We start from the raw sequence: 22,054 nt of genomic DNA, 5'->3' as shown, positions 1-22,054 counted from the left end.
GTTTTCCTTAAATGAGCAAATATTAAATGTCAGATGATGTTAACGAGATTTCAATACAACTAGAAAAAATCATTCAACCATTACCAGCCATGCACCTCGCACAATTAACCGCCTTCGCATTTGGTTTACCACCATTATACTTTTGTCGTGAATACCAACCATTGGCTCAAGAGTCGATCATTGAACATTGCCAACAACGCTTGCTTAACTTGCTCAATACTCAAGACATAACATTACAACAATTAAGCCACTTGCTTGCTGAAAAAGAGTTTTTTGATGCAGAAGAAGCCAGCTTACGAGTGGGACCAGAGTTAGTTGAATAAATAACCTCAGTGCCAGATAAGAAAAGCAATATAAATGAATGGGTAAAATGAAGGATAGAAGTAAGCACAATGAATCTTTTATTAACAACCTCAGCTTGAATAATGGCAACAAAAATTCCATTATCCAAGCTGATACATTCCCTTTATTTTTCTAGTTTAAAGCGGTCAACAATACTGTGTAGTTGATTATTAACTTCATGGATATGATGCGTTTCTTCATTCACATTAGCCCCTGTTGTTGTCAATTCTTGAACAATGTTATGGATACGCGACATATTTTGACTCACTTCCCGAATCACACTATTTTGTTCATGTGCAGATGAAGCGATTTGATTGCTCAAGTCATTAATTTTTGCAACAAAGCCACTCATCACCTCTAAGCTATCTGCGACACTCGCCGCCTCAGTCACTGTTTGTTGACTGGTTTCACGAGTACTGTCAATTGAACTAACAACAGACGTCGACTCGTGTTGTAGTTTTGTTAATGCATTTTCAACTTCACCCGTACTGGTTTGTGTACGAGCAGCAAGCGCACGAACTTCATCGGCAACCACAGCAAAACCACGCCCTTGCTCACCAGCACGAGCGGCTTCAATTGCGGCATTTAAAGCTAATAAATTTGTTTGATCGGCAATCGCACCAATCACACTTAAAATTGAACTAATATCTTGCGTTTCTTGGCTCATATTCGCCACGTTAATCGTTGCGTTTTCAACTTCTTTAGACAGGCGTTGTAAACTTACTTGCGCATTAGCAATAATACCCTTTGACGTTTCACCTGAATTATTGGCTTCTTGCGTAAATTGGGCCGTTTCTTGCGCATTATTCGCCACCATTTCAGCAGTCACGCTTAGTTCCTCAACAGCAGTCACCACTTGCTCTGTTTCTTGTTGATGTTGAGTCAATATATTCGCACTTTTATCAGAATGATTTTTTAAGACTTCAACGCCCTCAGATAACCGACCACTTACACGCTTCACATCAAGCATCATCAACTGTAGTGTTTCAATAAAAGCATTCACATTCATTGCAATTTGGCCGAGATCATCTTTAGAATTAACGGCTAACCTCTGCGTTAAATCACCACTTCCATCAGATAAATTACCAACTAATTTTTTTAATGCAATGACAGGTTGATAAATACGATTCAGTACTAAAATTAATGTAAAAATAAATAATACAGCGAGAATTAACACCCAGAAGAATAATTCCCATGTTGCATCAGAGACGGCTGAAAAGGCCACTTCATCTTTTACTGCAACCATTAAATACCAAGGCTCACTGCCTTCTAGCTCAACGCTAGTCGACACCATTACACTGGGTTTACCGCCAAGTTTAATGTCTTCGATAATGCGCTCTTTTGTGAACATTTTTGCAGAAAAGTCTCTTAACTCTTCAATATTTTGTACTTGCTCTTGGGGTGTTGCGAGTTCACTGGTTGAGGCGAGTACCATGCCTTTATGATCCACAAGAATCGCAATATCATCGTCAGCAATGTGAACTCCTTCTACTAGTGTTTGTAGATAGGTCAAACGAACATCGGATGCCAAGACCCCGCCATCAATTGAGTGAACAGCCAATAAAAGCAGTACACCTTCTTTAGTAGCAAATACGTCACTTAATGTTAAATCAGTACTTTTTTTACCTAATTGATACCAAGAACGAGTACGTGGATCATATTTAGAGGGAATACCAATACCACCAGGAAATGACTCAGACTCTCTTGACGTATAAGAACGTCCATCATCCAAACCTAGTGTTATTTTACTGATACCAGACACCGTTTTAGTAAACATCATATATTTTTCATGATCAGTCTGATAATTGTTTGTTTTGTACAATTCAGCTAAGTGAGTGACAGGAGAAGAATAAGAGCCAATATAGCTTTTAATATTATTCGCTTCATATTGAGAAGAACTAATAATATTATTGATAAGTGTTGTTTTAGTTGTTGCTTCTAATTTATTAATTGAAATATAACAAGTGATCCCTAATGCTAAAATAAGTAACCCTGTAATCACTACAATTAAAATATTCTTAAATCCAAGCTTACCCATAAATAATTCCTTTAATGCCTTTTGAAATAATTTAAACGCAACGTCAGCGCTTCTTTTGCATCTAGTCTACCTATTTAAGGTTACAAGTTAGTAAGATTATTCTTCATAAATATCAAAACTATGACTTTAGCCTCACAATCATATAATAATACTTTATGGTTATTTTTAACTAGATCAAACAATCTGCTTTATTAATTAAAATGCAATAAAATTCAAACTAAAAAATAAATTAGACTCAACAAATATATTCCGCCCTACTTCCCCATATTATTAGTTTAATTGATATCAAATTCTGCTAAAATCTGGCGCTCAATTTGTTGGAGAATAATTTATGAAAGACAATAGCCAAACTAAAGTGATCGTCGGTATTTCCGGTGGTGTTGATTCGTCAGTATCTGCTTATTTATTACAGCAGCAAGGCTATCAAGTAGAAGGCTTATTCATGAAAAACTGGGAAGAGGATGATACCGATGAGTATTGTTCAGCTGCTCAGGATCTTCAAGATGCACAAGCAGTCTGCGATAAATTAGGTATTAAGTTACATACCATCAACTTTGCAGCCGAATATTGGGATAATGTATTTGAGCACTTTTTAGAAGAATACAAAGCAGGTCGCACACCTAACCCAGACATTATGTGTAACAAAGAAATTAAATTTAAAGCCTTTCTTGAGTTTGCTGCTGAAGACTTAGGCGCTGACTTTATTGCAACGGGACACTACTGTCGTCGCCGTGATGTTGATGGCCAAGCACAATTATTACGTGGCATTGATAACAATAAAGATCAAAGTTACTTTTTATACGCAGTAGGCGGAGAACAAATAGCAAAAACCTTGTTCCCTGTTGGTGAATTAGAAAAACCAGAAGTACGCCGTATTGCCGAAGAGCAAGACTTAGTGACACACAATAAAAAAGACAGTACTGGTATTTGTTTTATTGGTGAACGTAAATTTACTGACTTTTTACAAACCTATCTTCCAGCGCAACCAGGTGATATCGTCACGCCTGAAAATGAAGTGATTGGTCAACATCAAGGCTTGATGTACCACACATTAGGGCAGCGTAAAGGTTTAGGTATCGGTGGTTTACAAAATTCAAATGAAAACCCATGGTATGTCGTGGGTAAAGACATGGAAAATAACCGTTTATTAGTCGCTCAAGGTGCTGATCATCCCGCTTTATTTTCATACGGTTTAATTGCTAAAAAATGTGATTGGGTTGATAGAACGCCTAAAAAAGAAAGCTTTAAATGTACGGTTAAAACACGTTATCGCCAAACTGATATTCCATGTACCGTCAATCCAATTGATGACGACACATTAGAGGTTATCTTTGAGCAACCTCAAGCAGCAGTAACACCAGGGCAATCAGCTGTATTTTATATTGATGAAGTTTGTTTAGGCGGCGCGATTATCGACCAACATTTACAAAAATAATATTTATATAAAATTAGCAGTTACTTTAGCAGTTATTAGAGCAGCATAAAAAAGCAACGGTGCTTAACTATAGATTTAAACTAATAGGTTTTAACCAACCTATTAGCTTTTTAAGCAAACTGAGCAACATTAATTCAAATTAGAAGTGTATTCATTATGTCATTCCAAACGTTAGAATCTCGTAGCATTGCTTTTGCTGCAATGTGCCAAGCCGCCTATCTGGTTGATAAAATAGCTAACAAAGGTATTTGTCCTGATGCGGTTGCTTTTAATGCCTCTTTACGTTCTATTGTTCGTACAGATAGTGCGGCACCATTGGAAATATTTGGTGGCCATGAATCATTAAAATTAGGTTATAAAACGGTTGTTGCACAACTAGATAATGTTGATGGTAGCCGTAACATGCAAGTCACTAAATATGTGGCGGGTTTAATCGCATTAGAGCGTAAGCTATCAGCGAACCCAGGTTCATTAAACCTATTAGGCGAACGTATTAACCAAGTTAATCGTCAATTAGCGCACTTTGAAATTGATGATAGTAGTGTATTAAGCAACTTAGACTCTATCTATAAAGACCTTATCAGTAATTTAGGCCCTAAAATACAAGTTAACGGTAACCCTTCATACTTGCAACAAGACCACACACAGCATAAAATTCGCGCATTATTATTAGCCGGTGTTCGAGCGGCTGTATTATGGCGCCAAGTAGGTGGTAAACGCCGCCAGTTATTACTTTCGCGTAGAGCCATCGTAGAACAAACAAAACAAAATTTACTACGTACATAACTGACTACAAACACAGTCAAGAGTTTACGAAGCAAATATTTGAATGACCGTTTCCTACAGGGAAGCAAAAGAACCTATTTAAACAACCTACATCTCAGGAGCAACAAATGGAACTTTCAGGACTAACAGCTGTATCACCAGTTGACGGCCGTTACGGTAGCAAAACTGCAATTTTACGCGATATTTTTAGTGAATTTGGTTTAATCAAATTCCGCGTACAAGTTGAAGTGCGTTGGTTACAAAAACTAGCACAAACAGATGGTATCGCAGAAGTTCCTGCTTTCTCTGCCGAAGCAAATGCTCACCTTGATGCTATTGTTACAAACTTCAGTGAAGCAGATGCACAACGTGTAAAAGACATCGAAGCAACGACTAACCACGATGTAAAAGCGGTTGAATACTTCTTGAAAGAGAAAGTAGCTGACGTAGCTGAACTACACGCAGTATCTGAATTCATTCACTTTGCCTGTACTTCTGAAGACATTAACAATCTATCTCATGCATTAATGTTGGGTACGGCTAAAACAGACGTTATCTTGCCTTACTGCAATCGTATTGTTGATGCGATTAAAGCAAAAGCGATTGAATACAAAGCAATCCCAATGATGTCTCGCACACATGGCCAGCCTGCATCACCGACTACACTAGGTAAAGAATTTGCTAACGTTGTTGCCCGTCTACAACGTCAAGTTAAACAAATCGAAGCAACTGAACAGCTAGGTAAAACAAACGGCGCTGTAGGTAACTACAATGCACACCTTAGCGCTTACCCAGAAGTTAACTGGCAGGGTTTTGCGGAAGAATTTGTAACAAGTCTAGGCGTTACATTTAATCCGTTTACAACACAAATTGAACCGCATGATTACATTGCTGAATTATTTGATGCCATTGCACGTTTCAATACTATCTTATTAGACTTTGACCGTGACGTATGGGGCTACATCTGCCTTGGTCACTTCAAGCAAAAAACAATTGCTGGCGAAATTGGTTCTTCAACCATGCCGCATAAAGTAAACCCAATTGATTTTGAAAACTCTGAAGGTAACTTAGGCTTAGCGAACGCGATCTTTGATCACCTAGCAGCGAAACTACCTGTTTCTCGCTGGCAGCGTGACCTAACAGACTCAACGGTATTACGTAACTTAGGCGTTGCTATGGGTTATTCTGTTATCGCTTACGAATCAAGCTTAAAAGGTATTAGCAAGCTAGAAGCAAACGAAGCAAACATGCTGAAAGATTTGGATTCAAACTGGGAAGTATTAGCAGAGCCAATCCAAACAGTAATGCGTCGTTACGCGATCGAAAAGCCATACGAAAAACTGAAAGAATTGACTCGTGGTAAACGTGTTGACGGGCCAGGTATGTCTGAGTTCATCGATACTTTAGAGCTACCTCAAGCAGTTAAAAATGAACTTAAAGCAATGACACCCGCTTCTTACATTGGTCAAGCGATTGAGTTAGTAGACAAAATGGCATAATCGCGTAAAGCGAGACGATAGTGCTTAATGAAAGTTAGGACCTAATCACTTATAAAAGGCAATCTTCGGATTGCCTTTTTTGTTTGTTCTCTTTTTTATTGCTAACGATGTCTCATCTTGATATGTTTTTATAGCCTTTTATTTATCCCATATTGTTATTGTTCATTTCCTCAATGCTTCACTTCTGCCCTTTCTTTTAAGATAAAGTAAAAAAGGCTGTAAGCCGCTATAACAGGCAATACCAGCCGAGCAGACAATAATCGAAATTAACATCTGTAACGTCATTAATTGATCTAAAAATACCATTGCCAATAATACTGAGACTATCGGTACCAATGCCATAATCGTTGAAGCAGTGACCGCGCCTAACTTGTTAATAGAATAAGTCATGCAGAATAACGCAATGATGCTAACAATAATGCCTTGATAAACACCTTGTAACAGGATTTCATCAACAGGTGCAGTGCTGATATGACTTGGTAAAAAAGCCCAAATTGGTGTGAAGAATAAAGCATTAATAAGCGGAACAGCAATCATGACTGTCTTTAAATTTAACCCCCATACTTTCATCGACACCGAATAAAAAGCAATAGCAAAGGCCGCGATCAATAACCAGAATAATGCACTTAATGTGGCTCCTCCAGTACTAGTAAACAATAAAAAGTTAGCCACTAAAATAAGGAAAACACCGACATATTGGGCATTGTTTAAACGCACGTTTTTCCATACAAAAACAATGGCGGCACACATGATAGGTAACGAGCCGTTAATAATAACGCCCGTATTAGCTGCATCAGACATTAATAAACCAATCAAACTCGCACAGACATAAAACAAACCACAACATAAACTACAAAGAATGATGCGTGGCGTAAACAACGCTTTAATAGAGGTTTTACTGAGTAAGGCATAAATTAATACTATCGAGCCTGCCGTTATAAATCGGATGCCTGTAACATCCCAAACAGTTAACGCGCGTGAAAGCCCCCATTTGGAAATAATGATCCAGCCAGACCAAATCATCACCATCGTCAAGCCAGCTAATAAACCGGTGACTTTATCAAACTTGATCGACCTTTCCATGACTACTCCTTGTTTGTATTTGGCTTAACTATTCACAGAGCTATTTACTTAACTATTTGTTTAAAAAGTAATAATAAGTAAGCGAATTTATTTAGCTCGGCAGATCAGACTACTCATCAAATAAAAACAAAGCAACGCTTTTAATATTATTCACTTTAAAGATAATACAAAGCTGCATGCTGTATCACTACCGCGCTTATAAACGACCTGTTACACTCCAAATAATTTTTATACTCAAAGGCTTTCCCCATGTTTGAACTCAATTTTGAAATTAACCAGTTTTTAGATACTTACTGGCAAAAGAAACCCACCTTTATCAAACAAGGTTTTGTAGACTTCCAAGATCCAATTGCAGTTGATGAGCTCGCTGGCTTAGCAATGGAAGAAGACTTAGAAAGCCGTTTGGTTTATCAAGAAAAAGGAGAATGGAAAGCAGAGTGTGGCCCGTTTAAAACCTTCGAACGCTTAGAAGAAGATGGCGCAACCTTATTAGTGCAAGCGGTTGACCATTGGCATCCAGATGCTCAGCAATTAGTTCGCCCATTCCGCTTTTTACCAAACTGGCGTATTGATGATCTGATGATCAGTTACTCAACACCAAAAGGTGGCGTAGGTCCGCATATTGATAACTACGATGTATTTATTATTCAAGGTGAAGGTAAACGTCATTGGCGTGTTGGTGCTCGCCAAGCCTTACCAGAGTTCGCGGCACATGGCGCGCTAAAGCATTGCGCTCCTTTTGAAGCAGCAATTGATGTTGAAATGGAGCCAGGCGATGTTCTTTATATCCCAAGTGGTTGCCCGCATGAAGGTTACGCGATTGAACCATCACTTAACTACAGTGTTGGTTTTCGTGCACCGGATCAAAATGATCTATTAAGCAGTTTCACTGATTACAATATTGATAACAATGAAAATGCATTACGTTACACTGATATTCCAATGCAAGTACGTGAAAAACCAGGTTGTATTGAAGCAGCAGAGCTCGCGAAATTACATCAAGTAATGTTAGAAAACTGCAAAACACCAGAACATTTAATGCCATGGTTTGGTCGAATGATCAGTGAAGCAAAACATGACTTAGATATTGCTATGCCAGAGCATCCGCTTGAAAATGAAGATGTCATTGAGTTCTTAGAAGATGGTGCACAATTCACACGCTTAGGGGGATTACGTGCGGTGTATTTTGAACAGTCTCCTAAACAAGTCTTTATTAACGGTGAAGTTTATGACTTTTCAGGTTTTACTGAACTTGCACAATACCTGTGTGATCAAGATGAAGCAGCCAGTGAATTACTTGAATTATTCAAAGATGAACCAGAGGCACTTAACTTATTTACTCAACTAGTCAACCTAGGTTACTGGTATGCTGAATAACACCTTGCATAACGTTGAATAGCGTTGCAACGTACCACTGTAAATAGTTATTCATTAAGATATCACCGAAGCGAATCAAATTCGGTGATATCTATTCATTAACAGATTCACTTCTTCAATTTTTTCGACACTGGCCTTTTTCATTCCCTCTCTTCTTATCAATACGTCTATCTCGATTTAGTATTCTTTCTTTATTATAAGCATATTTTCCGTGGCCTCTTTGCCTGACAGCAGCCTTTTTAATTTCAATGGTTTAGAAAACCAAGAAATTATGTCACGATAAAGACTCACTTAATTAATGTGATTGATATTACTATCCGATCTTAATTTAATTTAATTGAAGTCAGTATTGCTATGATGACCGACATAATCCGCGTAACCGCTGCTATAAAGACTTATTAAAACGATGGAATAAAATATGCGACTTAACTTTTCAGATTACAGCTCATCAGAACGTTATCACTTGATGACTCAAACTATTGTTCCACGTCCCATTGCTTGGATATTAACCGAATCAGGTAACAACAGTGACCAAGAAAGTAATTACAACTTAGCCCCTTTCTCATACTTCACGGCCATCTCAAGCGATCCCGCTATTTTAATGATATCACTGACTAAAAAACCAGATGGCGGTGATAAAGACACATTGATTAATATCTTAAAAACCAAAAAAATGGTAATTCATATTGCATCAGATAATCAAGCTGAATTAGTCACTAAAACCGCCGCGACATTAGCCTACGGTGAATCAGAGTTAACTGAAGCAGGATTAACAACCACAGTGTTTGATGGCTTTTCATTACCACGCTTAAGCCAATGTGATGTTGCCTATGGTTGTGAATTATATGAAGTGAAAGAGATTGGCGACTTACCACAGAGCTTAATTTTTGTGGAAGTGAAACAGTTATATATTAACGATAATATCTTAAACACTGAAAACCCAGATCGTATCAATATTGCAGCGGATAAGTTAAAGCCATTAGCGCGATTAGGCGGTGGTGAATACGCGTCAATTACCGCTCCTTTTAGCTTTAAAAGACCTGACTAATGAATACTGAAACGGCTTTACTTACGTCATTTTATTAAAGCCGTTTTTATCGAACTTTTTAACTTATCAAAGCCTTTACCACCTTTACCTCTCCATATTTTTAGCTATCAAATATTTTTATTCAAAAAAGCAATTCAAATACTATTAACATAGAATTTACTCCTTTAGCGATTAAACAATAAAGATATTCAGCTTCAAATACCCTCCATAAAATAAAACTTAAATTCCATTAATGAAATATAAGATACTACTTATACTCATTTATAATATTTTAAAAATCCATATACTACTGGCTATATTTTGATGCAAACTTAAGAGCAAAAAGAAAACACCTCTGAGTACAATCAGTTAACCAATAAGTTAACCAACAAGTAAAATCATATTCAAGGAGTCAGTCATGTGGATCGTCTATGCATTATTAGCCGCCGTCTTTTTTGGTGCGAGGGGCATAATGTATCAATGGACCTCTCAAAAAAATATTAACCGTAACTTAATGTTGTTCGGTGTATTTTTTGTGGGGTTTATCATCAGTGGATTCGCCATGATGTTACTCGACCAACAATGGTATGGCTGGCAGGATATTTTAGTAGGCCTAACATTAGGGTTAGGATCGTTTGTTGCAAATGCAGCCTTACACAAAGGTTTTTCTGTCGGTAAAGCGTCTTTAATCAGTATTTTATCAGGCCTACCACCATTGTTTGTGGTGTTATTAGCTTTTCTGTTTTGGCAAGAAACACTGACCACTCAGCAATTAATAGGTTTTATTGTTATTTTTGCAGGGCTTTATACTATTCGTTATTCAAACGATATCTCTTTTAGTAACTTACAAGGCGCACAATGGGGTTTACTAGCGGCACTCTGCTTTGCCTTCAATGATATATTAGGAAAGCAATCAACTCGCTTAGAAGCGGATATGTTTGGTACCTTAACGTTAATGTTTGGCTTTGGTAGTTTGTTATTTGCAGGAAGTTGGTTAAAAACACGTAAAAAAATGACAGATAAAATAAATGCTCTAAGTTCACATCATTCTGAAGTAAAAACCTGGTCAGATAAAAAAACGTTTTGCTGTGGATTGGTTGTGGGTTTAACTAACGTAGCAGGGATGATGGCGATATTATCTGCCTTTGCCATTGGCACCACGGGATTAGTGTCTGCCATATCAGCAATGAATATCTTAATTATTTTACTCTACTCACGCATTTTTCTAAAAGAGTCCTTCAGTCGTCAAGAAATCTTAGGGTTAACAGCGGCATTAGTAGGTATTCTTATTTTACGCTTGAGCCAATAGCCATTAAATGAAAGTGATTAAATAAAGCACTTTAAGCAAGGTGCTTTAAAACATATTCAATAAACAGCCTAACGCGTAATGGGATATTTTTTCTATCGCGGTACAGCATCGAAAACGCCTGCCCTTCACTTTGCCAATCAGAAAGAATTTGCTTCACTTCACCCCGTTCAATCATTGGCAAAGCAATATAATCAGGGATATAGCTAATGCCTAACCCTGTTTTTACGGCGTAGGTCATCATCTGAATTTCATCCACTTCAAGTCGAACTAAATTCGTTGGATGATAATTACATTTCTCACCAGTACGCTGATTTTCTAACTGCCATGGAACTAAACGAAAGCTCGTTATTTTAGGGAAAGCCTCTAATTGCTCTGGATGAGTGATCTGTTCAAAGGATTGGCTAGGGTGACTGCACAATATATTACGTGTGAATTTAAGCTGTCGCACAACCCAGTCATCAATCGTTGGGTTCCTCATTCTAAAGGCAACATCTACCCCTTCCTTTTCAATATCCATTAAGCGGTTTGAAAAGTGTAAATCTAATTGTATGTCGGGGTATGCTAATAAAAAGTCACAAAAAATAGCGCTTAGGAAATGCTTACCTAAATAAATCGGCGCGGTGATCCTGATTTTCCCTTTCGGTTCCGTTTTCTCTTCATTGAGGTCTAGCTCGATGCCATTTAGCTCATCAAACAAAGTATGATAACGATCGTAATATTGACTGCCGGTATGCGTTAAGGTGACTCGATGCGCATCTCGATTCAATAAGCGTAATTGTAAATCGTCTTCTAATTGACGTATGCGACGGCTCAAGGTTGATAAGGGGATATCTAGGTTATCGGAGGCTTTTTTAAAACTACCTAGCTTTACAATAGTGCAAAAACTACGTAAGTCATCAAGGGAATAATTAGATTTCATTATAAACCAACGTCATCATTACTCTTACCTTTCAGGTTTAAACTTAGCCTAGCTAGTTGGTTATGTGGTTATGAGGTTATGTGATTATTTAGCTATTTAGCTATTTAGCTATTTAGTTAATCGATGATTCGACGAGACTGCCAGTAATGTTTTTTCCAGTACACATTAGACAGTGAAGATATCTTGGTACCTTGGCTTGTTGATACATGGAAAAACTCATCATCTCCCATATAAATGCCAACATGGCGAGTTCTACGCCCTGTTTTAAAGAACACTAAATCACCCACTTCCAACTCACTCTTTTTAATCGAAATCCCTTTTTTAACTTGATATTCAGTGGTACGAGGCAAATCAATATTAAAACTATTTTCAAACACTTGTTGGACTAAGCTAGAGCAATCAATCCCATTTAATGTATTGCCCCCATATTTATAAGGACTTCCCACCCAATAAGCATACTCACTGCGTAATAACACATACAACAAATCCTCAGGTTCCATCTCTGGTTCTGAGCTTTTTGCGCTATCTGAGTGATGACCTTTAGCATCCTTAGACTCACTTGCGCTCAGTGTTTTATTGCCTGTATTAGTCACCATATTGATATCAGCTTGTTTTGGCGCAGAACTACACGCAGCTAATAATAAAACCACAGTCAATAAGCTAATATGTCTAAAGTAAATTTTGATTACACTGGCCATCTAATTATTCTACCAAGTTTGTAAATAATGCGATTTGTGCATCATTGTTATTTTTTCAAAAAAGCAATGAGGATTACCCTCACTGTTTATAAACAGTTTTTACTCTCTTTAGCTACATTCTTCAGCGTCATAATGAGTTGCACTACTAATTAATCACATTGCTAATGTTTGAGTATGAGATTCAGTATACAAAGGTAATCAATAAATGCCATTTATAGACACTTTTTTACGGTATTCGGTCATCTTAATAAATAAGACTAATAACAATTAAAAAAGGGGCTTTCGCCCCTTACCATTATTTTTTAATAGGTTAAAAAATTAACCTAAGATCTCAGCAAGTTCTTTACTGATCACTTCAACTGCTTTAGTACCATCAAACTTATGGTGAGCACCGTTACCTTGTGCAGCTTCATTCTTATAATAAGCAATAAGCGGCGCAGTTTGTGAATGGTAAATATCTAAACGTTTACGTACTGTAGACTCTTCATCATCAGGACGAATAGAAAGTTCATCACCTGTTACATCATCTTTACCTTCCACTTTTGGTGGGTTGTAAACGATGTGGTAAGTACGGCCTGAACCTGAATGAACACGACGACCAGCCATACGTTTAACGATTTCTTCGTCTGGCACATCAAATTCAAGTACGAAATCAACAATAACACCCGCTTCTTTCATTGCATCAGCTTGTGGGATTGTACGTGGGAAACCATCAAGTAAAAAACCTTTTGCACAATCTTCTTGAGCAATACGTTCTTTCACTAATCCAATAATTAACTCATCAGATACCAATTGGCCTGCATCCATTAATTCTTTTGCTTTCAAACCAAGTTCAGTACCTGCTTTTGCAGCGGCACGTAACATGTCACCCGTAGAGATTTGTGGGATACCATATTTGTCCATCATGAACTGGGCTTGTGTTCCTTTACCAGCACCTGGAGCACCTAATAAAATAATGCGCATTATAGCTTCCTATATAATTAATAAATTCCAGACCGAAATTTACACCGTTGAGAGAAAATTCTCAAGAATATCAACAAAAAAGGCCTGCATAAGCAGGCCTTCAACACATTTATTAAAATATTAAGCGATTAATTAAACTAATAGTAGCTTATTAATGCGAGCAACAAATTCTGATGGGTCATCTAAACTACCTTTTTCAGAAAGAACAGCTTGTTGTAATAACAGCTCAGTCCACTCTGCGAATAACTCTTCGTCAGCCATATCAGCTAATTTAGTAATCATCGAATGTTCAGGGTTCAGTTCAAAAATTGGCTTGCTATCTGGAACAGGTTGTCCCATTTGAGCCATCAACTTAGCCATTTGCGTGCTCATATCATCGTTATCAGCAACAATACAAGTTGGTGTAGACGTTAGACGTTGTGTTAAACGAACATCTTTAACTTTATCACCTAGTACTGTTTTAACACGTTCAATGAAGCTAGCAAATTCAGTTTCTTGTTTCTCTTGCTCTTTTTTATCTTCTTCAGAATCTAGTTTACCTAGGTCTAAATCACCCTGTGTTACGCTGATAAATGCTTTACCATCGTACTCTGGTAAATGGCTTAATAACCATTCATCAACACGGTCTGATAGTAATAACACTTCGATACCTTTCTTACGTAGGATTTCTAAGTGCGGGCTGTTTTTAGCCGCATTAAAGCTATCAGCAGTAATGTAGTAAATTTTATCTTGTTCTTCGTTCATGCGTGAAATGTAAGCATCTAAAGAAACAGTTTGATCTGCCACGTCAGCTTCAGTTGAAGCAAAACGGAATAGCTTAGCAATTTGTTCTTTGTTGCTTGCATCTTCAGCTGGGCCTTCTTTTAATACTTGGCCAAACTCTTTCCAGAACGCGTTGTATTCAGTTTCATTTTTCTTAGCAAACTTAGTAAGCATAGACAGTGCACGTTTAGTACAAGCACTACGTAACTTAGTCGTTACACGTGTATCTTGTAGAATTTCACGCGAAACGTTAAGTGGTAAATCATTTGAATCCAACACACCTTTAACAAAACGTAAGTACGTTGGCATAAACTGTTCAGCATCATCCATAATGAAGACACGTTGAACGTATAGTTTTAAACCATGTGCTTTTTCACGGTTCCATAAATCGTATGGCGCACGTTTAGGGATGTAAAGTAAGCTTGTGTATTCTTGCTCACCTTCAACTTTATTATGAGACCATGTTAGTGGATCTTCAAAGTCATTCGCGATGTGCTTGTAGAACTCTTTGTATTGGTCGTCATTCACTTCGCTTTTAGCGCAGTTCCATAAAGCAGTCGCTTTATTAACGGTTTCCCATGCTGCTTCAACAGCAGGTACTTTTTCGCCATCAGGGCCATCAGACTCAGGTACGGCATCTTTAAACATTTGTACAGGGATACTAATGTGATCAGAGTATTTAGACACAACATTACGTAGTTTGTAGTCATTTAAGAACTCAGCTTCATCATCACGTAAGTGCAAGATGATTTCTGTACCACGGTCCGCTTTTTCAATGTCAGCAACGCTGTAATCAGCTTCACCGGCAGATTCCCAAGAAGTACCAGTAGAAGCATCTTCACCTGCTTTACGCGTATTAACCGTTACTTTATCAGCAACAATGAATGCAGAGTAGAAACCAACACCGAATTGACCGATTAATTGTGAATCTTTAACTTGGTCGCCAGATAACTGTTCGAAGAAGTCACTTGTACCAGACTTAGCAATCGTCCCTAAATGTTCGATCACTTCGTCACGCGTCATACCAATACCATTATCGCTAATAGTGATTGTTTTTGCTTCTTCATCAAAGCTAATACGTACACGTAAGTCGGCATCGTTTTCAAATAAACTACCGTCAGATAATGCTTTGAAACGTAGTTTATCAGCAGCATCTGCCGCGTTAGAAACGAGTTCACGTAGGAAAATTTCTTTATTTGAATATAAAGAGTGGATCATTAATTTAAGCAGTTTGCCTGTATCAGCACTGAAAGTATGATTTTGTTGCTTTTCCATATTTCTATTTCTCTCTTAAACAAGTGGTTATTGGTCTTACTTAGATACTTAATAGATGGAGACAGTTGGAGCGATTTCAAGAGGAAATTTGATTTTTTTTAGTGTTGATGTGACGACTGTGATTTTTGTTCAGTTTTGGGATTGATGAATAGTATTGAAACTGAACTAATCAGCACTTGCGGTAATTATTTCGTTTTTACTAATAGATGACCGCACTGTCGATGAGTGATATTCATCATATAGCTTAAAAACATAAGCAGAAAAGTAAAATAACCTTAAAGTTCAGATCGTAAATACATAAGCTTACTCGGATAGTTTGAATAGAAACCGTGTAACGCCATACAAAGCAAAATCAACGTTAAAAACATTCAAACTAACAGGCACAATAAAGCACACCTATCAGATTTTAAAATAGAGGAATAAATTACTTACCACCTATCTTTTAGCATAAAATAAAACAAAAAAAATAGAGATAAAAACATTAAATACCCCTTAATAATTTGACGATTAATTTACTCTTTATTTTAAATTATTAAAAACAGCGTTGTTCAAACTGCACCAAAAACAAACAATACAAATAAAAAAACACCATAAAAGTGCACGTATAAAGAGATTATAAATTTCAAATTTAAAATAAAAATTAATTTAAAAGCCATATTAATATTTTTCGCTGTTTATTTTTTTTAATAAAAAACATCGAAAAAAACACAACAAAATAAAAAACTTCCCGATATATTTAAAATCAATAACAACAGAATAATAAACTATAAATCCCATCTAAATAAGCATTATTGACTAAAGTAAAACTGCTAGAGTAATTAATAGAAAAACAGTATTAACCAGTATGAAAAGTACTTTAGATAAATTAATTAAAACGTTAATTTTTGGCATATAACATGCTCTATCAAACTAACGAGCCTAATTATTTTTGATCCAGTACATGATTAAAACAGTGCAACTTAACGCTTAGGCAATAATAAAATAAACTCTACTACCAATGGGAATATCAATATGGAAATTAAAAAACCTTACCTATTATTTTTAGGCGATGCTCAAGATCCTTTAGCCGCTAAAGTTGCGCAAGGTATTAAACAATGGCATCCAGAATACTGTGCTGGCCAATACCGCATGGAAGACTGTAAAGCTGATTGTGGCTTAACAGACATGGATATTGCAGAAGCTAAAGCAGCGGGTGTAAAAACATTAGTGATTGGTGTTGCTAACCGGGGTGGCATCATTTCAGACACATGGTTAACTGTATTAAAAGAAGCACTTGAAGCAGGCATGGACTTAGCATCAGGTTTACATAACAAATTAACCGATATTAAAGAATTAAAAGAACTTGCTGATAGCTTAGGTCGTAATTTATTCGACGTACGTTTTCCTACACAAACATTTCCAGTTGCTAGCGGCCTTAAACGTTCAGGTAAACGTGTACTACAAGTCGGCACCGATTGCTCAGTAGGTAAAATGTACACAGCATTAGCACTTGAAAAAGAAATGCTAGCACAAAAAATGAAAGTAAGTTTTCGTGCAACAGGTCAAACAGGTATTTTAATTAGCGGCTCAGGTGTCAGTATTGATGCAGTGGTTGCTGACTTTATTGCTGGCGCAGTTGAAACAATTGCCCCTGCAAACGACGCAGATCACTGGGATGTGATTGAAGGGCAAGGTTCGTTATTCCACGCTTCATTCTCAGGTGTAACAGCAGGTCTTATCCACGGTTCACAAGCAGATGCGTTAGTACTATGTCATGAACCAACACGTGCTCATATGCGTGGTCTACCAACTTACCCACTTCCAGACTTAAAAACCTGTATGGAACTTAACTTAACGATGGCTCGCATCACTAACCCTGATGTTAAGTTTGTTGGCATATCAGTTAATACTTCACAACTTTCTGAAGCTGAAGCGACAAAATATTTAGCAGAAGTTGAAGCTGAATTTAATCTACCCGCTGTTGACCCATTCCGTGAAGGTGTTAGTCGTATTGTTGAAGCACTAGCAAAAATTTAGAGGCGATATTATGCAGGTTAACCTAGTAGACGAAAGCTGGCTGATTGAAGGTTCTTTTACCATCTCTCGCGGTAGTCGAACTCACGCGAATGTAGTGGTTGTTGAACTACAACAGGGTGAACATATTGGCCGTGGTGAATGTGTCCCTTATGCTCGCTATGACGAATCTATTGAATCGGTCATTGCTGAACTTGCAGCTTTAAAAGAACAAATAGCAGCAGGATTAACCCGACAAGAAATGCAATCTTTATTACCAGCAGGTGCAGCACGTAACGCATTAGATTGTGCCTACTGGGATTTAGCCTGTAAAAAGTTAGGTCAACGCATTTGGCAACAGCTTGAAGACCCACAGCCTAAACCTTTAATGACTGCCTTTACGCTATCTTTAGATACACCTGAACGCATGAAAGAAGCGGCAATTAAAAATGCGCATAGACCTTTATTAAAGCTAAAACTTGCTGGAGAAGGTGATGTTGAGCGTGTTGCCGCAGTGCGAGAAGGTTCACCTAATGCTCGTATCATTGTTGATGCAAACGAAGGTTGGAATGAACAACAATACTTAACCATGGTACCTGAATTAGTAAAATTGGGTGTTGAAATGATTGAGCAACCTTTTCCGGCAAGTGATGATGCAGCACTTGCACATTTACCTCGCCCAATTACGCTTTGTGCCGATGAGTCTTGCCATGATAGCAGTAGCTTAAAAAATATTATTGGTCGCTATGACATGATTAATATTAAGTTAGACAAAACGGGCGGCTTAACAGAAGCCATCGCATTAAAAGAAGAGGCCGAAAAGGCGGGATTGCAGATTATGGTCGGTTGTATGGTTGCAACGTCACTGGCAATGGCACCTGCTTTTATTGTCGCACAAAATGTTCAGATTGTTGATCTTGATGGGCCACTATTACTAGCTGAAGATCGTCAATCAGGCATTCAATTTGATGAAAGTTTAATGAATGTTTACCAAGCAGAGCTTTGGGGTTAATTCATTAACAAGAACCCAAATTTTAAGTTAATGAATTTAGGTTATCTATTTTATAAATAGCGAGAATCAGATTATCGCTATATTACGAGGATTAAATGATGGGACGTATTGTCTACCTAGATGGTCAATATCTTGCAGAAAATGAAGCTAAAATTTCTATTTTCGATCGTGGATTTCTTTTTGGCGATGCCGTTTATGAAGTAACAGCGGTAATTAATAGTAAATTGGTCGACAACGAAGGCCATATGATTCGCTTACAACGTTCATGTAATGAACTACAAATCGAATTACCAGTGACATTAGCTGAAATCACTAATATTCAAAAAGAGTTGATTAAAAAGAATGCACTTAATGAAGGTGGGATCTACTTACAAATCAGCCGAGGTTCTGCTGGTGATCGTGACTTTGGGTACCCTGAAAATGTGAAGCCAACTTTAGTATTATTCACTCAAGCGCGTGAATTACTAAACAGCCCAAAAGCCACTAAAGGCATGAAAGTGATGACTACTGAAGATATCCGCTGGAAACGTCGTGATATTAAAACCGTTGGATTGCTAGCGCCATGTATGGCTAAACAAGGTGCTATCGACAAAAAAGTGGATGACGCATGGTTAGTTGAAGATGGTTATATCACTGAAGGTAGTTCAAACAATGCTTATATCGTGACACAAGATGGAGTGTTAGTAACACGTCCATTAAGTAATGATATTTTGCACGGTATTACCCGTAAGGCATTACTTGAACTTGCTGAAAAAGAAAGCATCAAAATTGAGGAACGTCTATTCACTCCAGAAGAAGCGTATCAATCAAGCGAAGCATTCGTTAGTTCTGCAACTACGTTTGTATGGCCTGTTATTGAAATTGACGGTCACACCATAGGTGATGGAAAACCAGGTAATGTAGCGAAAAAATTACGCGAAATTTACATTGAGTTAGCCACAAAAACAGCTGAATAAAATGAGTTAAATGTTTTATTACAAAGTATTATTAACTAAACATTCTTAACCCAAAAGCTATTTATTAAATACGATTATATAAGGCAAATACAAAAAACAACTATTTGCCTTTTATATTTGGTATTTCTATTAGGTACATCTATTTAATATTTCTATTGAATATTAATGCGTTTAAAAAATGCATCTATATCAGATGCAACATCCACTTTACCTGCAAACCATGGGTGTAACTTCATTAATACACTTGTATGAGTTATATCCTGCCCGTAGAGTAACATCTCAAATGTATCACCATTTGCAGTCAACGCTTCTGCCATTAATTTTTGATTGAATAGACCAACCGTTGTATCACCTTCAGAATGAATAAGTAACGAAGGTGGCTCATTACCATTAACATGATGTTGAATTTTCATATCATCAAAATTCTCTTCACCAAAAATATCAATATACTCTTGCGCTTTAGGTGTGAAATTATACGGCCCTGCAATACCTGCTACGGCTTTTATGATTGACGTTTGTTTATTTTCAGCCGCTAAATATTGGTCATTAAACGCCACCATAGCCGCAATATAAGCGCCTGCCGAATGCCCGACTACCAATATATTGTTAACATCTCCACCATACTCTGACACATTGTCATTTACCCATGCGACAGCTTTGGCACCGTCTTTTACAAACGTGGGGTATTTTTCTACAGGATAAAGTGTGTAATTCGGTAGCACAACAACGTAACCTTTTTTGACAAAACTATCGGCAACAAAGGTAAAGTAAGCTTTATCTCCCCAACTCCAACCGCCTCCGTAAAAAAACACAATGACAGGGCGTTTGGTATTGTCCTGCCAATCCGCGTTACTGTAAATATCAAGTTTTAAGTCTTTATTAGTATCAAAAACAATCTCTTTATTTACCTTCATGTTTGACGATAATGAAACAGCCGTATTGAGTATATTAAGTCCTGTGCCCGTACTATCTCTTATGAATGCAAAAACCAGAACTGCGACAGGAATGAGTGCAATAACTATTAATAATCTTTTCAATCGAGTCTCTTTTTTATTAGAAAGTAAGTAGGTATATGAGTTATTACGGTTATAAATCCACTTAGATCATAATGGAATCTAAGTGGGTTTATAATTAGAGTCATAAGGAAAATAATAAAGCACTTGAAAACAACATTCTAAAATCATACGTTATAACGATCATGACGATGATTTAATGCAATGATCACATTCAATACCACCCCACACCCTATCGATAACACTAGCTGATAAAACGACACGACAGACAATGAAATCAACATAATCGTCAGGTCAGCTCCCATTAACAACCACCCCGCTTTAATCGAATATTTATCTTGTAGGTACAAGGCTAAAATATTGAATCCACCTAAACTGGCTTTATGACGAAATAAAATAATAAACCCGACACCAAACAGAAAACCACCAAAGATAGCCGCATAAACTGCATTAAGCGATTGGATATCAATAAACTTGCCATGTAACGATGAGAACGTCGACACAAGGAATACAGCCACAAATGTTTTAAGCGTAAACACCCAGCCCATACGACGCAGCGCAAAGTAATAAAAGGGTAAATTAATGAGAAAAAAGACTAAACCAAATTGAATCTCAAGTTTATAGTGAATTAAAAGTGACAACCCTGCTGTACCGCCCGTTAAAAGCCCTGCATGCTTTAAAAACACCACACCAAAAGAGACTAAACTAGTGCCGATTAATATCGCCATTGCATCTTCAAACCAACGGTGTTGAGTTAATATTTCTATTTTTTTTAATGCAGTCTCTGACATAAAAACAATCTCCTTTTATTAAGTTATCAGTTATTTATTAGGTCGATGATTCAATCAGTGAACCCATTAAAAAGGGAATTAATAAACAAGTACAAAAATGATTCAAACAAAAATGACTCAATATTAACGCCCATTCATTTTAGTCAGGAAAATCCCACCACTTTAGTTAGGCGGTGTTTTTCAAGATAGTTGGCACTCATTTATTTTAACTAGGTAAAATATGAGCGACACAAATTTTATTACCTGATGGATCGCGTAAATAAGCAAGGTATAATGTTTTAGTCGGGCCAACGCGAAGACCAGGCGGTTCTTCGCAAGCAACACCACCATGAGCAATTCCAACAGCGTGCCATTGGTTACCGACTTCTGGACTCGCTACTTTAAAACCTATTGTCATGCCATTACTAATGGTTGCTGGTTCACCATTTATAGGCAAAGTAAGCCCTAAAACGCCCTCTGAAGTGAAATAAAAACAACGCCCTTTTTCATCGATTACACCTTCGGAATAACCTAAAACAGCCATAGTAGCATCATAGAATTTTTTTGATTTTTCAATATTATTTGTACCCAATACGACATGACTAAACATTTTTATCCTCTATTAGTATTCAAATTTATAGCATTCAAACATGCACTTCATACTTTAATCTCTTAATAACGAATTGTTTAGTAAAGTTTAAACAATTAATATATATATAAAATTGTAATGAATTAATTGTATCGTCATGTGCACCACGTTCAGAGTCTCGTGTTAATATAAACCAAAGCAGTTTAATGGATAGATGAGTTATTAGTTAG

At 37.1% G+C, this 22,054-nt stretch carries 19 protein-coding genes; 10 read left to right on the top strand and 9 right to left on the bottom strand.

Going from position 1 to position 22,054, the window contains the following annotated elements; genetic code table 11:
• The first annotated feature begins 26 nt into the window (after window positions 1-26).
• Entirely contained in the window at window positions 27-323 is a 297-nt protein-coding gene (locus tag Q0794_RS05725; protein WP_298940801.1) for a hypothetical protein, read from the top strand.
• Between the two features lie 143 nt (window positions 324-466).
• Here Q0794_RS05725 and Q0794_RS05720 read toward each other — a convergent pair whose 3' ends face one another.
• Entirely contained in the window at window positions 467-2,380 is a 1,914-nt protein-coding gene (locus Q0794_RS05720) for a methyl-accepting chemotaxis protein (protein WP_298940800.1), read from the bottom strand.
• Window positions 2,381-2,711: 331 nt separating this feature from the next.
• On the opposite strand from Q0794_RS05720, the gene mnmA reads away from it, so the two are divergent.
• The 3 genes from mnmA (at window position 2,712) to purB (ending at window position 6,079) form a co-directional block, all read left to right on the top strand.
• Window positions 2,712-3,815, top strand: a complete 1,104-nt coding sequence (mnmA, locus tag Q0794_RS05715) for a tRNA 2-thiouridine(34) synthase MnmA (protein ID WP_298940799.1) — start codon at window positions 2,712-2,714, stop codon at window positions 3,813-3,815.
• Between the two features lie 156 nt (window positions 3,816-3,971).
• Complete coding sequence (gene hflD, locus Q0794_RS05710) at window positions 3,972-4,601, top strand: high frequency lysogenization protein HflD (RefSeq protein WP_298940798.1); 630 nt, start codon at window positions 3,972-3,974, stop codon at window positions 4,599-4,601.
• 107 nt (window positions 4,602-4,708) lie between these two features.
• Window positions 4,709-6,079 (top strand): adenylosuccinate lyase, encoded by a 1,371-nt coding sequence (gene purB, locus Q0794_RS05705; RefSeq protein ID WP_298940797.1) that lies wholly within the window; start codon window positions 4,709-4,711, stop codon window positions 6,077-6,079.
• Window positions 6,080-6,241: 162 nt separating this feature from the next.
• On the opposite strand, the gene Q0794_RS05700 is transcribed toward purB, so the two are convergent.
• Window positions 6,242-7,162, bottom strand: coding sequence for a DMT family transporter (locus Q0794_RS05700; RefSeq protein WP_298940796.1), 921 nt, complete (start codon window positions 7,160-7,162; stop codon window positions 6,242-6,244).
• Between the two features lie 249 nt (window positions 7,163-7,411).
• Here Q0794_RS05700 and Q0794_RS05695 point away from each other — a divergent pair, with 249 nt between their 5' ends.
• From Q0794_RS05695 to Q0794_RS05685, 3 genes are all read left to right on the top strand, one after another.
• Window positions 7,412-8,539: a cupin domain-containing protein gene (locus tag Q0794_RS05695; protein WP_298940795.1), complete on the top strand. Its 1,128-nt coding sequence runs from the start codon at window positions 7,412-7,414 to the stop codon at window positions 8,537-8,539.
• 418 nt (window positions 8,540-8,957) lie between these two features.
• Window positions 8,958-9,587 carry a flavin reductase family protein gene (locus Q0794_RS05690; RefSeq protein ID WP_298940794.1) on the top strand — a complete coding sequence of 210 codons (630 nt, stop codon included), beginning with the start codon at window positions 8,958-8,960 and terminating at the stop codon, window positions 9,585-9,587.
• Between the two features lie 397 nt (window positions 9,588-9,984).
• Complete coding sequence (locus tag Q0794_RS05685; protein WP_298940793.1) at window positions 9,985-10,875, top strand: DMT family transporter; 891 nt, start codon at window positions 9,985-9,987, stop codon at window positions 10,873-10,875.
• A 31-nt stretch (window positions 10,876-10,906) separates the two neighbouring features.
• Here the strand turns inward: Q0794_RS05685 and Q0794_RS05680 are convergent, their stop codons facing one another.
• The 4 genes from Q0794_RS05680 to htpG form a co-directional block, all read right to left on the bottom strand.
• Window positions 10,907-11,794, bottom strand: coding sequence for a LysR family transcriptional regulator (locus tag Q0794_RS05680; protein WP_298940792.1), 888 nt, complete (start codon window positions 11,792-11,794; stop codon window positions 10,907-10,909).
• Between the two features lie 116 nt (window positions 11,795-11,910).
• Window positions 11,911-12,492, bottom strand: coding sequence for an NlpC/P60 family protein (locus Q0794_RS05675; protein ID WP_298940791.1), 582 nt, complete (start codon window positions 12,490-12,492; stop codon window positions 11,911-11,913).
• A gap of 318 nt (window positions 12,493-12,810) precedes the next feature.
• A complete protein-coding gene (gene adk / locus Q0794_RS05670; protein ID WP_298940790.1) occupies window positions 12,811-13,455 on the bottom strand; it encodes an adenylate kinase in 645 nt (214 codons plus the stop codon).
• A 132-nt stretch (window positions 13,456-13,587) separates the two neighbouring features.
• Window positions 13,588-15,492 carry a molecular chaperone HtpG gene (gene htpG / locus Q0794_RS05665; protein WP_298940788.1) on the bottom strand — a complete coding sequence of 635 codons (1,905 nt, stop codon included), beginning with the start codon at window positions 15,490-15,492 and terminating at the stop codon, window positions 13,588-13,590.
• Window positions 15,493-16,503: 1,011 nt separating this feature from the next.
• Between htpG and dgcN the strand changes: the two genes are divergently transcribed.
• The 3 genes from dgcN (at window position 16,504) to Q0794_RS05650 (ending at window position 19,452) form a co-directional block, all read left to right on the top strand.
• The gene (dgcN, locus tag Q0794_RS05660) at window positions 16,504-17,508 is read left to right on the top strand and encodes an N-acetyltransferase DgcN (RefSeq protein WP_298940786.1); all 1,005 of its coding nucleotides are present in this window, start codon (window positions 16,504-16,506) and stop codon (window positions 17,506-17,508) included.
• A 10-nt stretch (window positions 17,509-17,518) separates the two neighbouring features.
• Complete coding sequence (gene dgcA, locus Q0794_RS05655; protein WP_298940784.1) at window positions 17,519-18,496, top strand: N-acetyl-D-Glu racemase DgcA; 978 nt, start codon at window positions 17,519-17,521, stop codon at window positions 18,494-18,496.
• 98 nt (window positions 18,497-18,594) lie between these two features.
• Window positions 18,595-19,452 carry a D-amino-acid transaminase gene (locus tag Q0794_RS05650; protein ID WP_298940782.1) on the top strand — a complete coding sequence of 286 codons (858 nt, stop codon included), beginning with the start codon at window positions 18,595-18,597 and terminating at the stop codon, window positions 19,450-19,452.
• Between the two features lie 152 nt (window positions 19,453-19,604).
• On the opposite strand, the gene Q0794_RS05645 is transcribed toward Q0794_RS05650, so the two are convergent.
• The 3 genes from Q0794_RS05645 to Q0794_RS05635 all read right to left on the bottom strand — a co-directional run bounded on the left by Q0794_RS05645 (window position 19,605) and on the right by Q0794_RS05635 (window position 21,845).
• Window positions 19,605-20,489 carry an alpha/beta hydrolase gene (locus Q0794_RS05645; protein ID WP_298940781.1) on the bottom strand — a complete coding sequence of 295 codons (885 nt, stop codon included), beginning with the start codon at window positions 20,487-20,489 and terminating at the stop codon, window positions 19,605-19,607.
• 143 nt (window positions 20,490-20,632) lie between these two features.
• A complete protein-coding gene (locus tag Q0794_RS05640) occupies window positions 20,633-21,256 on the bottom strand; it encodes a YitT family protein (protein ID WP_298940780.1) in 624 nt (207 codons plus the stop codon).
• Between the two features lie 205 nt (window positions 21,257-21,461).
• Window positions 21,462-21,845, bottom strand: a complete 384-nt coding sequence (locus tag Q0794_RS05635; RefSeq protein WP_298940778.1) for a VOC family protein — start codon at window positions 21,843-21,845, stop codon at window positions 21,462-21,464.
• Between the last annotated feature and the right edge of the window lie 209 nt (window positions 21,846-22,054).

Source organism: uncultured Psychromonas sp., assembly GCF_947489755.1.
Classification (GTDB): Bacteria; Pseudomonadota; Gammaproteobacteria; order Enterobacterales; family Psychromonadaceae; genus Psychromonas.
The sequence above is the reverse complement of the archived record's forward strand: the minus strand, read 5'-3'. Positions and strand labels throughout refer to the sequence as shown.

What these genes read in the sequence shown, in the direction of transcription:
- Q0794_RS05725 (WP_298940801.1), top strand. Translation starts at nt 27, where the DNA reads ATGTCAGATGATGTTAACGAGATTTCAATACAACTAGAAAAAATCATT.
- Q0794_RS05720 (WP_298940800.1), bottom strand. Translation starts at nt 2,380, where the DNA reads ATGGGTAAGCTTGGATTTAAGAATATTTTAATTGTAGTGATTACAGGG.
- mnmA (WP_298940799.1), top strand. Translation starts at nt 2,712, where the DNA reads ATGAAAGACAATAGCCAAACTAAAGTGATCGTCGGTATTTCCGGTGGT.
- hflD (WP_298940798.1), top strand. Translation starts at nt 3,972, where the DNA reads ATGTCATTCCAAACGTTAGAATCTCGTAGCATTGCTTTTGCTGCAATG.
- purB (WP_298940797.1), top strand. Translation starts at nt 4,709, where the DNA reads ATGGAACTTTCAGGACTAACAGCTGTATCACCAGTTGACGGCCGTTAC.
- Q0794_RS05700 (WP_298940796.1), bottom strand. Translation starts at nt 7,162, where the DNA reads ATGGAAAGGTCGATCAAGTTTGATAAAGTCACCGGTTTATTAGCTGGC.
- Q0794_RS05695 (WP_298940795.1), top strand. Translation starts at nt 7,412, where the DNA reads ATGTTTGAACTCAATTTTGAAATTAACCAGTTTTTAGATACTTACTGG.
- Q0794_RS05690 (WP_298940794.1), top strand. Translation starts at nt 8,958, where the DNA reads ATGCGACTTAACTTTTCAGATTACAGCTCATCAGAACGTTATCACTTG.
- Q0794_RS05685 (WP_298940793.1), top strand. Translation starts at nt 9,985, where the DNA reads ATGTGGATCGTCTATGCATTATTAGCCGCCGTCTTTTTTGGTGCGAGG.
- Q0794_RS05680 (WP_298940792.1), bottom strand. Translation starts at nt 11,794, where the DNA reads ATGAAATCTAATTATTCCCTTGATGACTTACGTAGTTTTTGCACTATT.
- Q0794_RS05675 (WP_298940791.1), bottom strand. Translation starts at nt 12,492, where the DNA reads ATGGCCAGTGTAATCAAAATTTACTTTAGACATATTAGCTTATTGACT.
- adk (WP_298940790.1), bottom strand. Translation starts at nt 13,455, where the DNA reads ATGCGCATTATTTTATTAGGTGCTCCAGGTGCTGGTAAAGGAACACAA.
- htpG (WP_298940788.1), bottom strand. Translation starts at nt 15,492, where the DNA reads ATGGAAAAGCAACAAAATCATACTTTCAGTGCTGATACAGGCAAACTG.
- dgcN (WP_298940786.1), top strand. Translation starts at nt 16,504, where the DNA reads ATGGAAATTAAAAAACCTTACCTATTATTTTTAGGCGATGCTCAAGAT.
- dgcA (WP_298940784.1), top strand. Translation starts at nt 17,519, where the DNA reads ATGCAGGTTAACCTAGTAGACGAAAGCTGGCTGATTGAAGGTTCTTTT.
- Q0794_RS05650 (WP_298940782.1), top strand. Translation starts at nt 18,595, where the DNA reads ATGGGACGTATTGTCTACCTAGATGGTCAATATCTTGCAGAAAATGAA.
- Q0794_RS05640 (WP_298940780.1), bottom strand. Translation starts at nt 21,256, where the DNA reads ATGTCAGAGACTGCATTAAAAAAAATAGAAATATTAACTCAACACCGT.
- Q0794_RS05635 (WP_298940778.1), bottom strand. Translation starts at nt 21,845, where the DNA reads ATGTTTAGTCATGTCGTATTGGGTACAAATAATATTGAAAAATCAAAA.